The organism is Falsiroseomonas sp. HC035, assembly GCF_050563525.1.
GTDB lineage: Bacteria > Pseudomonadota > Alphaproteobacteria > Acetobacterales > Acetobacteraceae > Falsiroseomonas.
This window is the reverse complement of record NZ_JBNXUN010000002.1, coordinates 230,835-244,818: the sequence shown is the minus strand read 5'-3', so window position 1 is coordinate 244,818 and position 13,984 is coordinate 230,835. Positions and strand designations below refer to the sequence as shown.

Sequence of the window (13,984 nt, the reverse complement as noted above, 5' to 3'; positions counted from 1 at the left end):
CCCGTGTTTCAGTCGGTTTCGCGCAAGGCGTGCAGGAAGCCTTTTGCCTTGCAACGATCGGCCGTCGCGATAGCGTAGCGGCTTCGGGAACGAGAGGCGCCCATGTCGAACGTTGCGGGCAAGGCCTACGGGATGAATGTCGTCACCCCGATGCGGCCGTGGAAGACCTGGATCAACCGCTTCCTGTTCATGGTGGCGCGCACCCAGCCGCAGCAGCTCGGCGGGTTGCTTGGCCTTTCCATCATCCACTTCGCCCGCTGGGTGATGATCCGCCGGGACCAGTGGCCCGATCTCGGCCAAGGAAAGCCCACCATCGCCAACGACTACATGCTGTTCGTCAGCAACTTCAACGGAACCTGGGACCAGTACATCGATGCCTTCAGCGACGGCATCCCGAACGGGCTCGACCTGTTCTGGTATTCCAGCACGAAGTACCCGGGTTCCATCCCGATCACGCCCTTCAAGACCTACATCCGCGCCAACCAGATCGACACCTCCTACTACTACAACGCCACCCCGGGCGCGGCGCAGCGCGACATCAAGGCGGCGCTGCGGGTGCGCGCGGCGCTGGAATCGCTGGCCCGGCAGCATGCGACGCTGACGCCGGAGGAATTCGCCACAGCGTTCCGCCTTGCCTTCGTCGCGGTGCAGAACGACCTGCCGTCCCACGGCTACGCGCCGGTGGCGAGCAACGACACGCAGAACGCCGACCTGAACCGGGAGGCGCTGATCCGCCGCCCTCCCACCTGAGGCGGAGCACCGGACATGCCCAACTTCGACGGCGGCCACTACTTCCTCACCACGCTGATCCCGATCCGCAGCGGTCTTTGTGCCGATCCGCGCACCGCGGCGACGGTGACCTCGCACCTGCATGAGCTGCGCGCGACGCTGGCGGCGCTGCCCACGGCGTTGCAGACGCCGGCGACGGAAAAGATCGGCCTGAACAGTCCCTTCGCCCGCAGCACCCGCACGCATTTCGCCCGCTTCGCCATCCTGGACGACGTCGCCTTCAACGGGCGCGGGCAGCGCGACCCGATCAAGGTGGCGCTGAAGCTTTCGCCGCAGCCCAACGTCACGGACCCGGTTGACCGGCTACCCTGTTCCTACCTGATCTTCGTGCTGGATTTCGACGCCGCCGATGGCAGCGAGGCCACCCGCGACGCATACCTCGCGCATCTGTGGTCGGTCGCGCAGGACGAACTGCGGGAGATCCTGATGCATTGCGATGGGCATGAGCGGCTGTCCGATGCCGCCGGCTTCGTGCGCCTGATGCGGGACTGCCAGGTCGAGACGACGATGCCATTCAACGACTATTGGACCGGCGCGCCGCCCTTGTCGCCGCTGCCGCTGAAGCCGTTGCTGGCGCCGGCCATTATCGCCGCGGCCGCTTTGGTGCTGGGCGTGCTCGGCGGGCTGATCGTCGATGATGATCTCTGGCTGCTGGCGCTGGCCGGGCTGGTGGCGCTGCCGCTGGTCCTGTGGTGGGCCTATGGCCGCATCAACGCAGCCGCCGCGCACCCTTTCCCCACCGCCCCGCATTCGGACCTGCCGGGCGTGCTGAAGGCGCTGTACCTGCAGCAGAAGTTCACGCGACTGGCGATCGATACACAGGGCGCGAGCCCGGCCGCGCTGCACGCGGCCTTCGGCGAATTCCTCGTGGCGCATCGGCCGCAGGACACGGCGGCGCCGACCCAGAAACCCGGCGTGGTGCGGTGCTGAGGAGGCGATGAGCATGCCCGTGACCCTCGACCTGGCGGATATCCAGGGCAACGTGCTGACCGCCTATGGCCGGCTCGGCTTCCCCAAGGGGCGTATGCTGCTGCTGCACGTCGCCAACGCCCGCGCCGGGCGCAACCTGCTGGACATGGTGCGGCCCTACGTCACCACCGCGCTGCGCTGGCCCTCGGACCGCCGGCCGCAGCCGCCCGGCACGATCTATCAGAAGCGGCCCCGGGTCGCGGTGAACGTCGCCTTCACCTTCTGGGGCCTGCTGGCGCTCGGCGTGCCCATCCGCACGCTGCGCGGCATGCCGGACGAGTTCATCGATGGCATGCCTGCCCGTGCCGACATCCTGTGCGACAATTTTCCGCGTGCCATCTCGGAAGCCTGGGACCCGGTCTGGCTGTGGCAGGACGACCCGCGCCGGCGCGTGCATGTGTTGCTGACGCTGAACGCGCAGATGAACCCGGACGGCACGCCGGTCGACCGCCTGGATGAACTGACCCGGGAGATCGAGGCGCTGGTCGAGGCGACCGAGGGCGGCGTCACCCTGCTGTCCGGCCACCGCGGCCCCGACGCGCGCTGGCAGGACCTGTCGGCGCTGCTGGAGGCGCAGCCGGACGGCAGCATGGTGCCGCTGCCGACCGAGCATTTCGGCTTCGTCGACGCCATCGGCGATGCCGTGTTCGAGGGCCAGTATCCGCCGGACCGCATGGCCACTGCCGTCATCGGCCAGGGAAAGATGCTGGCCGACCAGAGCTGGGCGCCCCTCGCCACCGGCGAGTTCCTGCTCGGCCACCCCGATGAATCGCAGGAGATTGCCGGCAACCCGATGCCGCTGGATTTCAGTCGCAACGGCACCTTCATCGCCTACCGCAAGCTGCACCAGAACGTCGCCGCCTTCCGCGACAGCATGGATCGCATGGCGGTGCAGTTCGCCGTGGTGATGGAGATGCCGCAGCACGAAGCCTGCGAAACGCTGAAGGCAAAGATCGCCGGCCGCTGGTCCGACGGCGTGCCGCTGATGGCGGCCGCGACCTACGCCGAGTGGCAGGCCTTCCGGGACCGTCGGGATGCGGCGATGCGTGCCGGTGACAATGCAACGCTGGCGGCCCTGGACCGGGCGCTGGTGGATTTCAGCTACCGCGGCGATCCGCTCGGCGCGAAATGCCCGTTCGGTTCGCATCTGCGCCGGTCCAACACGCGGGACATGATGGACCCGCTGCTGAACGCACCGGATCCGAAGCAGTGGAATGGCTCCGTGCTGAACAACCGCCGGCGAATTCTGCGGCGCGGCCTGCCCTATGGTCATGCCGAGCCAGGCGCGGCCACGGATGAGGGCGACCACGGGATCGTCATGCTGGCTACCTGCGCCAACCTGTTCCGCCAGTTCGAATTCATCCAGCAGCAATGGATGCAGTACGGCCTCGACTTCAACACCGGCAACGACACTTGCCCGATCGTCGGCAACCACGGCGCAGACGCGAAGTTCGTGATCGCCGCGGACCCGGCCTCCGGCAAGCCGCCCTTCATCTGCGACCGGCTGCCGCAGTTCGTGGAGACCCGCGGTGGCGATTACTTCTTCGTGCCCAGCATGACCGCGCTGCGCATGATCGCCGCTGGTATCGTTGACCCGACATGAGCGGCTTCCTGGGCAGTGCGGCCAGCGCGGCAGGGATCAGGCTTCGCATGGCGGGCGCCGCGCTCGGCGCCGCGGGACGACTGGCCGTGCGTGGCGCGCGTGCCTATGGCGGTGCGGAGGGCCGTGCCGCGCGCATCGCGGCACTGCTCGGCACCACCGAGAACCAGCGCCGGATCTTCGCGCTGCTGCGCGCAACATCGCCCAACCTGGTGCTGTCGCGCCGCCTGATCGCGGCCTATGAGAACACCGGCACCGTCATCGTCACCCGCCATGCCGACGTGACGGAGGTGCTGGAGCGCGAATCCGACTTCGCCGTGGTCTACGAGCCGAAGATGCGTGCCATTACCGCCGGCGAGAACTTCTTCCTCGGCATGCAGGACAGCGCCGCCTACACGCGGGACGTTTCGAACATGCGCCTCGCGGTTCGGCGCACGGATCTCCCCGATGTCGTGGTGCCTTACGTCGCGCGCGAGGCGGCGGCCATCGTCGCGGCGAGTCGCGGGCGGATCGATGTACCGGCGACGCTGACACTGCCGGTGCTGACCGGCCTCGTCGGCGCCTACTTCGGCACGCCCGGCCCCTCCGCCACCGAAATGGCGCAATGGACAACGCGGATGTTCTGGTACCTGTTCGTCGACCTGGCGGGGGAGGAGGCGGTCTCGCGCCCGGCCCTGGATGCCGCCGCCGCCTGTCGCGCCTACCTCGACGAAGCGATTGCCGAACGCAAGGCTGCGCCAGCCGGTACCGACGACGTGCTGGCGCGCTGCCTGGCGCTGCAAGCGGCCGGCGCGCCTGGCATGGATGACCTCCGCATTCGCAACAACCTGATCGGACTGCTCATCGGCCTGGTGCCGACGCTGTCCAAGGCCAGCGTCAAGGCGCTGGACACGCTGCTGGATCGGCCGGATGCGCTGGCGGCTGCGCAGCGGGCGGCGCGGGAGGATGATGATGCGGCCCTGGCCCGCGTGCTGTGGGAGGCATTGCGCTTCGACCCCGTAAATCCCTTCATCTATCGCCGCGCGGTGCGAGATACGATGATCGCGCGTGGTACGCTGCGCGCGCGGATGGTGCCGCAGGGCGCCATGGTGCTGGCGGCCAACCTCTCCGCCATGTTCGATCCCATCGCGCTGGACCAGCCCGAGACCTTCCGCGCCGACCGCCCCGCGCATGCCTACATCCTGTGGGGCTACGGCATGCACACCTGCTTCGGCGCGCACATCAACCAGGCCGTGATCCCGCAACTGCTGAAGCCGTTGCTCCGATGCCAGGGCCTGCGGCGCACCGGCCCGGTGGATGGCGCAGGTACGCCCTTCCCCGTACATTTCCCCGTGGCCTTCGACTCGATCTGACCGTCCGGGAGACCTGCATGGCACGCCTGCCCTACCTCGATCCGGCCGACCTGGCGCCGGAGGACCGGCCGCTGCTGGTGCGCCCGGTGAACCTGTATCGCGCCATGGTCAACAGCCCCGGCATGACGCGCGCCTTCCTCGGCTTGGCGCATCACATCCGCCACACCAGCGTGCTGGATGGCCGCCTGCGCGAACTCGCGATCCTGCAGATGGGCTGGACCGCGCGCTCACCTTACGAATGGTCGCACCACGTCGCCATCAGCCGCGACTTTGGCGTGACGGATGCCGATATCGCGGCCATCGCCGCGGAGAGCCGTGGCGAGGCCTCGCCGCTGGAACCCGCCGCACGTGTCGTACTGCGCGCGGCGAGGGAGATGGCGGCGGGTGATCTCTCCGCCGAAAGCTTCGCCGCACTCGAGGAGCACCTGGATGCCGTCAGCATCACCGACCTGCTGGTGATCATCGCCTTCTACGCCGGCGTCGTGCGCTTCCTGGCCGCCGCGCGGATCGACGTGGAGCCGGAATACCAGCGCCATCTCGACCAGTTTCCACTACCGGCTGACTAGGTCTCGCGGAAGGCGAAGCCGATGCCCGGGCGGTCGGGCATGTGCATCAGCCCGCCCTCCGGCACCATGTCCTCCGTCAGGCGCGATCGCAGGGCAAGCTGCGCGCCGTGCATCTCCAGCAATCCGCCCGCCGCGTGCCCGGCCATTACTGCCGCATTGGCGATGTCCCAGCCGCCGGCATGCGCCACCGGCGTGCCATGCGCCTCGGCCAGCGCCAGGATGCGCAGCGTGGCGGAGATGCCGCCGCAGAAGGCGGCGTTGGGTTGCAGCCAGTCCACGGCACCGCGCGCCAGCGCCTCTCGGAACCAGGCCATGGACTGCACCATCTGTCCGGCCGCGATGGGGATGCGGGTCGCGCGGCGCAGCGTGGCCAGCGCCTCCAGGTCGTTGTGCAGCACCGGCTCCTCGAACCAGGCGATATCGCACTCCTCCACCATCAGCGCGAGGCGTCGCGCGGTGGCGACATTCATGCCGCAATTCGCGTCGAGCATCAGCAGCGGCTTCGGGCCGATCGCGTGGCGCACGGCCCGAACCCGGCGCGCATCCTCCTCCACCCCGCGCCCGCCGGCGGCGACGAGCATCTTCGCACCAACGAAACCGGCATCGATGGCGTTGCGGCAGACGGCGACGAGTTCCGCCTCCTCATAGCCTGGCAGTCCGACCGTGGCATAGCAGGGCACGGCGGTACGCGCGCCGCCGAGCAGCCGCCACAGCGGCTCCCCCAGCGCCCGCGCGCGCAGGTCCCACAGCGCCATGTCGAGCGCCGAAAGGGCTGAGACGAAGACGCCCGTGGCGCTGCGCGGGTTGAAGCGCGCGGTCAGGCGCGTCCGTATGGCCTCGATGCTGCGCGCATCCTCACCGTTCAGAGCCTCCCCCATCCGGCTGAGCAGGGCCGCGACCTCCTCTGCCAGGAAGCGCCCGGTGACGCCGGTGCCAGCCAGGCCATCCTCCGTCTCCACGCGGCAGCGCACGAAGACCGGCGTGTCGAGGCCCGCATAACCGCGCGCCGCGCCCACCGGCGCCAGCTTCTCGACGGCGGCGGTGACGCTGCGGATGCGTGTCACGTGACGACCCCAGCGGCGCGGGCGGCTTCGACCTGGCGGGTGCGGGCCTTGTCCATGTCGTCCAATGTCCCGAAGGCGTTCATGTAGTGGCCCTTGAAGCCGGCACCCTCGATGCGTCGGAACATGTCGCCGAAATCAAAGTCGCCCTCGCCGGGGATCAGGTGCTGCTCATGGCCGTTGCGCCAGCAATCCGCGAGTCGCACTTCCACCACCCGATGCAGTGGGATCTGCGCCAGGAAGCCCTCGACACCTTCCGGCAGCAGATGCGCATGGTTGGCGGTGAAGCTCAGCGCGAAAGCGCGGCTGTCGATGGCGTCGTAGTAATAGCGCCACTCCTCCGGCGTGTGCGCCAGATAGTGGACCTCGGCATCCGCCGGTTCCTTGTTCAGATTCTCCAGCAGCAACAGCGCCTTCTTCGTCTCGGCGTAGTCAACCATGCGCTTCAGGCGATCGAGCCCCGCCTGCATCCGCATCTCGGGATCCGCAGTGAAGTGGTAGCCCGCATGCACGACGATGGAGGAGGCGCCGAGCAGCGGCATGGCGTCGATGTAGGCGCGCATGTAGGCATCCACCGCTTCCGACAGGAAGGGCGAGTACTCCGCGACATTCACGGCGGACAGCGTGTGCAGGCCGAGATGCACCTGGTGCTTCTCCAGCGCCGCGCGGATGCCGCGGGCGCGGCTGGCATCGAAGGTGTTCACGGCATTCGCGCCGGTGTCGAGCTGGATGTCGATGTGGCGGACGTTGTTCGCCGCCGCCCATTCGATCGCATCCTCGAGCTTCAGCCGCCGGCCGATATCGACGCCGATCCGTTCGAAGAGTGTCATGGATGGTCCTCCCTAGCCGTTGCGTGGCCGATGGATTCTAGGAAGCGCGCACGCCCGAGCCTGGCATGCGCTTCCGCCAGGTCCCGCGCGCGCGGCGCATCGCCGTCCACGATGGCGCACATCAGCGCGCGATGCTCCTGGTTCGCGGTGTGCATGTGGCCGGGTCGGTCGAACGACCGTCGGCGCAGCAGCATCAACTTGCGGGTAAGCTGGCCGTAAAGCGCCTCGGCCTCCGCATTGTGTCCGCAGGCCATGATGAGCGCATGAAAATTCGAATTGATGCCGAAGAAGCGGTCGCGCTCGCCATGGGCGATGGCCGCGTCCATGGCGTCCACCATGCAGCGCAGCATCAAGGACTGCGCGGTGCCCAGACGCGTTGCCGCCTCGGCCGCGGCAAGCCCGAGCAGCGCCGCATTGATGGCGTAGATGTCGCAGGCCTCGGCGATGGCTAGGGTCCGGACGAAGGCGCCTCGGTTCATGATGACGGTGACGAGGCCGGTCTTCTCGAGCGCCCGCGCGGCCTCCCGCACTGGCCCGCGGCTGACACCGAGGCTGTGGGACAGCGCCACCTCGTTCAGGCGTTCGCCCGGCGCCAAGGTCCCGTCCAGGATCAGCGCCTCGATCCGTCGCGTCACGTCGACGCCGAGCGCCTCGGCACGCGGTCGCCGCAACAGCCGTCCGTGATGCCGCAACGCAGCATCGCACGGAGCCTCCGCCGGTACGGCTGCGGAGGGTGGCGTCGGCGGGAAAGCGACTTCGACCATCCCGGAAAGTGTTTACAGTTCACGTGGAGGCTGACAAGCTGGCGCGAGTGAGAAAAGAACACGTTCGGGAGGACGTTGATGCTGGCCAAGACCATGGGCCGGGCGCGCGCCGCATGACGGACCAGGCACATCTGCCGTTGACCGGACTGCGCGTGCTGGACCTGACCGTCGCGCGTGCCGGCCCGACCTGCGTGCGCCACCTGGCGGATTGGGGTGCGGAGGTCATCCGCATCGCGCCACCGGCCACGGAAGGCGGTGACATCGCCGGCGACCACGACGGCTTCGACTACCAGAACCTGCACCGCAACAAGCGCGCCATGCAGATCGACCTGAAGTCGGAGCAGGGCAAGGCGCTGTTCTTCGAACTGGCGAAGACCGCCGACGTGGTGATCGAGAACATGCGCGCCGCGGTGAAATTCCGCCTCGGCGTGGACTACGCCAGCGTCAGCGCAGTCAACCCCCGCATCGTCTATGGCTCGATCTCCGGCTTCGGCCAGGACGGGCCCTACGGTCACCGGGCTGGCGTCGACCAGATCGCGCAGGGCATGGGCGGCCTGATGAGCATCACCGGCGTGCCCGGCCACGGCTTCGTTCGCGTTGGCATTCCCGTCGCCGACCTCACCGCCGGCAACCTGCTGGCGCTGGCGGTGATGATGGCATTGTTCGACCGTGTGAAGACGGGGCGTGGCCGCTGGGTGCACACCAGCCTGCTGGAAGTCATGGTCTTCATGCTGGATTTCCAGGCCAGCCGCTGGCTGCTGGCGGGCCAGGTCGCGGGGCAGGCGGGCAATGACCATCCGACGGCGATCCCGACCGGCGTGTATCCAACCGCGGACAAGCCCATCGCACTGGCCGCGCCCTCGCCGCGCATGTGGGACCGCTTCTGCGACGCGCTCGGCCAGCCGGAATGGAAGCGGCGCGCGGGTTGGGACACCCGCGATGGACGCTCGGACGATCGCGCCGCCATCAATGCCGCCATCGCGGAGATCACCCGCACGAAGCCGAGCCTGCACTGGATCGAGGTGCTGGATGGCGCCGGCATCCCGTGCGGCCCGATCAACACCATCGACCAGACCTTCGCGGACCCGCAGGTGCAGCATCTGGAAATGGCCAAGCCCGTGGCGCATCCAAGGCTGGGCGACCAGAAGCTGGTGCGCAGCGCCATCAACATGCACGACGTGGCCTGGGCCATCCGCAAGCCGACGCCCGATGCCAGCCAGCATACGGACGAGGTCCTGGCCGAGCTGGGCCTCGATGCCGAGGCCATCGCCAAGCTGCGCGCCGCGCGCGTGATCCAGTAGGAACCGACGCCATGGACGGCATGAACATCACCCTGAGCACGCCTAAGATCCTGGCGCGGATCGAGGACGGCATTGGCTGGCTGACCTTCAATCAACCGGAGAAGCGCAACGCCATTTCGCTCGAAATGTGGGAGGCGGTGGCCGCCGCGGCGGAGCGCTTCGCCAATGATCCGGCGGTGCGCGTTGTGGTGATGTCCGGCGCCGGCGGCAAGGCCTTCGCCTCCGGTGCCGACATCAGCCAGTTCGAGAAGATGCGCGACAGCGCCGAGGCCGAGGCGAAATACTCCGCCACCTCCTCGCTTGCGCGCAAGCGGTTGGAGGCGCTGGACAAGCCGCTGATCGCGATGATCCAGGGCTTCTGCATTGGTGGCGGTTGCGCGACGGCACTGGTCGCGGACCTGCGCATCACGGCGGATGACGGCAAGTTCGGCATCCCGGCGGCAAAGCTCGGCGTCGCCTACGCCTATCACAGCCTGCGGCGCCTGGTGGCGCTGGTTGGGCCGGCGGTGGCAAAGGAGATCATGTTCACCGGCCGCTTCCTGGATGCGGCGGAGGCGCTGCGTGTCGGCCTAGTGAACCGCGTGGTGCCGCCGGACCAGCTGGAATCGACGGTGCGGGAGATGGCACAGACCATGGCGCGCAACGCGCCGCTGTCCATCCGTGCATCGAAGGTCGCGATCGATCAGATCGCCGGCGACCCGAAGCAGGCGGACGAGGCGCGCTTCGACGTGCTGTACCGCGCCTGCTTCGACAGCGCCGACTACGCCGAAGGCCGCGCGGCCTTCATGGCCAAGCGACCCCCGGTGTTCACCGGGCGCTGAACCCGCGTGACGTGCGTGCCAAACCTGGGAGGAAAAAAGATGAGCCGCCTGAGCAAGCGCCAACTCCTGTCCCTCACCACCGGCTTCGCCATCATCGGCTCCACCAAGCATGCCGCGGCGCAGGACATGCCCGCGCATGAGCGCCAGCTTTACGAGGCAGCCAAGCGCGAGGGCGAGATCACCTGGTACTCGGGCCAGTACAACGCCGAAACCTCCGAGGCTGTCGGTCGCGCCTTCAACGAGCGCTTTCCCGGCGTGCGCTGCAACGTGGTGCGCAGCACGTCCCAGGTGGCGTTCCAGCGGCTGTCGCAGGATGCGCGCGCCAATGTTGCGCAGTGCGACGTGTTCAGCTCGACCAATTCGGGTCACTTCACGATGCTGAAGCGGCAGAACCGCCTGATGCAGTACAAGCCCGAACATGCCAGCGGCCTGCTGCCGGCGATCCAGAATGCCGATCCGGATGGCTACTTCCACACCACCTTCCTCGGCCTGTTCCTGATGACGCACAACACGCGGCTGGTCAGCGAGGCGGATGCGCCGAAAAGCTGGCAGGACGCGCTGGATGCGAAGTGGAAGGACAAGCTGGCGGTGGGTCACCCCGGCTTCAGCGGCGCCATCGGCGTCTGGGCCGTGCAGATGCGCAAGATGTATGGCTGGGACTACTTCACCAAGCTGGAGCGCAACAACCCGCAGATCGGCCGCTCGAGCCAGGACCCGGTGACCACGCTGAATGCGGGTGAACGCTCCGTCGGGCTCTGCGTACCGGTCGGTACCACGGCGCTCGCCATCTCCCGCGGCAACCCGCTGCGGTTGATCTACCCGACGGAAGGCGTGCTGGCCGCCATTTCGCCATCTGCCATCATCGCCAACGCACCGCATCCGAATGCGGCGAAGCTGTTCATGGAATTCCAGCTCAGCCCGCAGCTGTCGCAGACCGTGCGCCTGACCTTCAACGAGCCGCTGCGCCCGGACGTGCCGCCGCCGGAAGGCGGTCGTCCGCTGGCCGAGGTGACACTGCTGGCGCCGAGCCTGGAGGAACAGGAGAAGGGCGTGCCGGAAGTTCGGGAAGCCTGGCGCGACACGTTTGGCGTCTGAAGCAAGAACAGGGAGAAGACCATGACCGATCTCACCAAGCGGGGACTGCTCGGCGGCACGGCGGCCCTCGCCGCCGCCGCCATCCTGCCGGCGCGCAACGCGGCGGCCCAGGCGGCGCAGGACCTGCCGGCGCATGAGCGTCCGCTGTACGAGGCGGCGCAGCGCGAGGGGGAGCTGACCTGGTACACCGGCCAGCTCCAGGCGGAACCCTCGGAGGCGGTCGGTCGGGCCTTCACCGAACGCTACCCGGGCGTCCGCTGCAACGTGGTGCGCACGACCTCCCAGGTTGCGTTCCAGCGGCTGTCGCAGGATGCCCGGGCGCGCGTCGCGCAGTGCGACGTGTTCAGCTCCACCGACTACAGCCACTTCACCTTCCTGAAGGGCGAAGGCCGGCTGATGCCCTACAAGCCGGAAAACGCGGCCGGCATGGTCAAGGGTGCGCGGGACGCCGCGGATCCGGACGGGCATTTCCAGATCACCTACCTGGCCCTGTACATGCTCGCCCGGCGCAGCGACCGGCTGAGCGAGGCGGAGGCGCCGAAGAGCTGGCGGGAGCTGACTGATCCGAAGTGGCGCGACAAGCTGGCGGTCGGGCATCCCGGCTTCAGCGGTGCGATCGGCAACTGGGCGATCATGATGCGCCAGGCGTATGGAGAGGAGTTCTTCAAGCAGCTGGAGCGCAACCGTCCGCAGATCGGCCGTTCCGCCGGGGACCCGGTGACTACGCTGAACTCCGGCGAACGCCTGGTTGGCGTCGGCATCCCTTCCGCGGCAACGCTGTTCAGTATCTCCCGTGGCAATCCGCTGGCGCTGATCTATCCGACGGACGGCACGCTGATGGTGCCTTCGCCGAGCGCCGCCATCGCCAACGCGCCGAAGCCGAACGCGGCAAAGCTGTTCATGGAATTCGTCACCGGTGATGCCTATTCGCGGACCGTCCGCCAGTACTACGCCGAATCGCTGCGGCCCAACGTGCCGCCGCCGGAAGGCGCGCGGCCGCTCGATGACATCAAGCTGATCACGCCGACCCCGCAGCAGATCCAGAACGAGATGACCGAGGTCAAGGAACTCTGGCGTGACACATTCGGTGTGTGAACGATGAGCGAAGCGCCCGCACTCTCCCATCCCGCGACGGCACGCAGCGGCCTGTCGCACCGGCTCGCGCGGATCGAGCCGGTGATGCTGCTGTGGGTCGCGCTGATCGCGATCCTGCTGTTCCTGGTGGCCTTCCCGCTCGGCAAGCTGCTGGTCGTCAGCTTTGAAACGCGCGGGACGGGCGCCTTCACGCTGTCCAACTACGTCTCCGCCTATGGCCGTTCGCGCTATGTCGACGCGCTGGTGAACTCGCTGCTGCTCGGCCTGATCTCGGCCACCATGGCCGTGGTGATGGCAGTGCCGATGGCCTGGGCCGTGTCGCGCACGGACATGCCGTTCAAGGGGCTGACCTGGGCGGTGGTGCTGGGCGCCTTCATCCTGCCGCCCTATCTCAGCGCGGTCGGCTGGATTCTCCTCGCCGGGCCAAACTCGGGCTTCCTCAACCTGGCCTGGCGCGGGTTGACCGGCGCGCAGGATCCTCTGTTCAACATCTACAGCTTCAACGGCATGGCGCTGGTCATCGCGCTGAACGCTTTCCCGCTGGTCTTCATCTTCGTCAAGTCGGCGCTGGACCTGGTGTCTTCGGAAATGGAGGACGCCGCCAATATTCTGGGCGCCGGCACATGGACGGCGATGCGCAAGGTCTCGCTGCCGCTGGTCTGGCCCGCCATCATGGCCGGCTTCATCATCGTGTTTCTGGAGGCCATCGCGCTGTTCGGCACGCCGGCCATCATCGGCATCCCGGCCCGCATCAACGTCGTCACCACGCAGTTGTGGCAGTTCTTCGAATACCCTGTGCGGGTCGAGGTCGCGGCGGCCTATGCGATGCCGCTGCTGCTGATCACCGCCGGCATGATCGTGGTGCAGCGGCTGCTGCTGGCCCGCAAGGGCTTCGTCTCGCAGACCGGCAAGGGCGGCGAGCGCCGGCCGATCAAGCTGGGCCCCTGGCGCTGGGTGGTGTTCGGCTGGTGCGCGCTGGTCGGGTTGATGGCGGTGGTGGCGCCGCTGTTCGTGCTGCTGCAGGCCAGCTTCGCCAAGGCCTGGGGACGGGGCCTCGCCTGGGACAATCTGACCTTCGCCAACTACTACCTGCTCATCTTCGAGCATGAGATGGCGATGACCTCGATCTGGAACACCATCTGGTTCTCCGCCGTCGCGGCGAGTGCCGCGGTGTTCATCGCGCTGCTGGTCGCCTACATCGTCAACCGCAAGCTGGTGCCCTTCGGCGATGCGCTCGGCTTCCTGGCGATGGCGCCCTTCGTCATCCCCGGCATCGTCATGGCGATCGGCTTCTACGCCGCCTATGCCTCGCCGCCCTTCGCGCTTTACGGCACGGCTGCGATCATCATCCTGGCCTTCACGGCGCGCTTCCTGCCCATTGCCTATGCCAATTCGTCCTCCGCCATCCGGGCGGTGCATCCGGAGATGGAGGAGGCGGCGCGCATCCTGGGCAGCGGGCGCCTGCACGCGATCCGCATGGTCACGGCGCCGCTGGTTCGAAAATCGCTGCTCGGCGGCTGGCTCATCGTCTTCATCGTCGCCTCGCGTGAATTGTCGGCCGCGATCTTCCTGGTCGGCCCGCGCACGCGGACCATGTCGGTGCTGCTGTACGACCTCAGCGAGGCCGGCAATTTCGAGGTTCTGGCCGCCTTCGGTGGCCTGCTGCTTCTGGTCACCATGGTCTTCGTCGGCATCGGCATGAAGCTGGCCGGGCGCGACTTCATGCTGCGGAGAAACTGAG

13 protein-coding genes are annotated in these 13,984 nt (G+C 67.9%); 10 read left to right on the top strand and 3 right to left on the bottom strand.

What is annotated here, in order from left to right; all coding sequences use genetic code 11:
• Nucleotides 1-102 precede the first annotated feature (102 nt).
• The 5 genes from ACLF3G_RS05580 to ACLF3G_RS05560 are packed head-to-tail and all read left to right on the top strand — an operon-like array spanning nt 103 to nt 5,276.
• Nucleotides 103-750: a hypothetical protein gene (locus ACLF3G_RS05580; RefSeq protein ID WP_430668352.1), complete on the top strand. Its 648-nt coding sequence runs from the start codon at nt 103-105 to the stop codon at nt 748-750.
• A 15-nt stretch (nt 751-765) separates the two neighbouring features.
• Nucleotides 766-1,719, top strand: coding sequence for a hypothetical protein (locus tag ACLF3G_RS05575; RefSeq protein ID WP_430668351.1), 954 nt, complete (start codon nt 766-768; stop codon nt 1,717-1,719).
• A gap of 13 nt (nt 1,720-1,732) precedes the next feature.
• The gene (locus tag ACLF3G_RS05570; RefSeq protein WP_430668350.1) at nt 1,733-3,361 is read left to right on the top strand and encodes a Dyp-type peroxidase; all 1,629 of its coding nucleotides are present in this window, start codon (nt 1,733-1,735) and stop codon (nt 3,359-3,361) included.
• The gene (locus ACLF3G_RS05565) at nt 3,358-4,710 is read left to right on the top strand and encodes a cytochrome P450 (protein WP_430668349.1); all 1,353 of its coding nucleotides are present in this window, start codon (nt 3,358-3,360) and stop codon (nt 4,708-4,710) included. The genes ACLF3G_RS05570 and ACLF3G_RS05565 overlap by 4 nt, the downstream gene beginning before the upstream one ends.
• A gap of 17 nt (nt 4,711-4,727) precedes the next feature.
• Entirely contained in the window at nt 4,728-5,276 is a 549-nt protein-coding gene (locus ACLF3G_RS05560) for a carboxymuconolactone decarboxylase family protein (RefSeq protein ID WP_430668348.1), read from the top strand.
• Here the strand turns inward: ACLF3G_RS05560 and ACLF3G_RS05555 are convergent.
• The 3 genes from ACLF3G_RS05555 to ACLF3G_RS05545 are packed head-to-tail and all read right to left on the bottom strand — an operon-like array spanning nt 5,273 to nt 7,838.
• A complete protein-coding gene (locus ACLF3G_RS05555; RefSeq protein WP_430668347.1) occupies nt 5,273-6,340 on the bottom strand; it encodes a mandelate racemase/muconate lactonizing enzyme family protein in 1,068 nt (355 codons plus the stop codon). The two genes, ACLF3G_RS05560 and ACLF3G_RS05555, sit on opposite strands and share 4 nt — an antisense overlap.
• Nucleotides 6,337-7,167, bottom strand: a complete 831-nt coding sequence (locus ACLF3G_RS05550) for a sugar phosphate isomerase/epimerase family protein (protein ID WP_430668346.1) — start codon at nt 7,165-7,167, stop codon at nt 6,337-6,339. Before ACLF3G_RS05550 ends, ACLF3G_RS05555 begins: the two co-directional genes overlap by 4 nt.
• Nucleotides 7,164-7,838, bottom strand: coding sequence for a GntR family transcriptional regulator (locus ACLF3G_RS05545; RefSeq protein WP_430668345.1), 675 nt, complete (start codon nt 7,836-7,838; stop codon nt 7,164-7,166). The genes ACLF3G_RS05550 and ACLF3G_RS05545 overlap by 4 nt, the downstream gene beginning before the upstream one ends.
• A gap of 206 nt (nt 7,839-8,044) precedes the next feature.
• Between ACLF3G_RS05545 and ACLF3G_RS05540 the strand changes: the two genes are divergently transcribed.
• Genes ACLF3G_RS05540 through ACLF3G_RS05520 form a run of 5 tightly spaced genes read left to right on the top strand, consistent with a single transcriptional unit; the run spans nt 8,045 to nt 13,983 of the window.
• A complete protein-coding gene (locus ACLF3G_RS05540; protein WP_430668344.1) occupies nt 8,045-9,232 on the top strand; it encodes a CaiB/BaiF CoA transferase family protein in 1,188 nt (395 codons plus the stop codon).
• A gap of 20 nt (nt 9,233-9,252) precedes the next feature.
• Nucleotides 9,253-10,053, top strand: a complete 801-nt coding sequence (locus ACLF3G_RS05535; protein WP_430668343.1) for an enoyl-CoA hydratase — start codon at nt 9,253-9,255, stop codon at nt 10,051-10,053.
• A gap of 39 nt (nt 10,054-10,092) precedes the next feature.
• Entirely contained in the window at nt 10,093-11,148 is a 1,056-nt protein-coding gene (locus ACLF3G_RS05530; protein ID WP_430668342.1) for an ABC transporter substrate-binding protein, read from the top strand.
• 21 nt (nt 11,149-11,169) lie between these two features.
• Nucleotides 11,170-12,243, top strand: coding sequence for an ABC transporter substrate-binding protein (locus tag ACLF3G_RS05525; RefSeq protein ID WP_430668341.1), 1,074 nt, complete (start codon nt 11,170-11,172; stop codon nt 12,241-12,243).
• A 3-nt stretch (nt 12,244-12,246) separates the two neighbouring features.
• Complete coding sequence (locus tag ACLF3G_RS05520; RefSeq protein ID WP_430668340.1) at nt 12,247-13,983, top strand: ABC transporter permease; 1,737 nt, start codon at nt 12,247-12,249, stop codon at nt 13,981-13,983.
• The last annotated feature ends 1 nt before the right edge of the window (nt 13,984 follow it).

Excerpts from the sequence above, each read along its gene's own strand:
- ACLF3G_RS05580 (WP_430668352.1), top strand. The coding sequence starts at position 103 with ATGTCGAACGTTGCGGGCAAGGCCTACGGGATGAATGTCGTCACCCCG.
- ACLF3G_RS05575 (WP_430668351.1), top strand. The coding sequence starts at position 766 with ATGCCCAACTTCGACGGCGGCCACTACTTCCTCACCACGCTGATCCCG.
- ACLF3G_RS05570 (WP_430668350.1), top strand. The coding sequence starts at position 1,733 with ATGCCCGTGACCCTCGACCTGGCGGATATCCAGGGCAACGTGCTGACC.
- ACLF3G_RS05565 (WP_430668349.1), top strand. The coding sequence starts at position 3,358 with ATGAGCGGCTTCCTGGGCAGTGCGGCCAGCGCGGCAGGGATCAGGCTT.
- ACLF3G_RS05560 (WP_430668348.1), top strand. The coding sequence starts at position 4,728 with ATGGCACGCCTGCCCTACCTCGATCCGGCCGACCTGGCGCCGGAGGAC.
- ACLF3G_RS05550 (WP_430668346.1), bottom strand. The coding sequence starts at position 7,167 with ATGACACTCTTCGAACGGATCGGCGTCGATATCGGCCGGCGGCTGAAG.
- ACLF3G_RS05540 (WP_430668344.1), top strand. The coding sequence starts at position 8,045 with ATGACGGACCAGGCACATCTGCCGTTGACCGGACTGCGCGTGCTGGAC.
- ACLF3G_RS05535 (WP_430668343.1), top strand. The coding sequence starts at position 9,253 with ATGAACATCACCCTGAGCACGCCTAAGATCCTGGCGCGGATCGAGGAC.
- ACLF3G_RS05530 (WP_430668342.1), top strand. The coding sequence starts at position 10,093 with ATGAGCCGCCTGAGCAAGCGCCAACTCCTGTCCCTCACCACCGGCTTC.
- ACLF3G_RS05525 (WP_430668341.1), top strand. The coding sequence starts at position 11,170 with ATGACCGATCTCACCAAGCGGGGACTGCTCGGCGGCACGGCGGCCCTC.
- ACLF3G_RS05520 (WP_430668340.1), top strand. The coding sequence starts at position 12,247 with ATGAGCGAAGCGCCCGCACTCTCCCATCCCGCGACGGCACGCAGCGGC.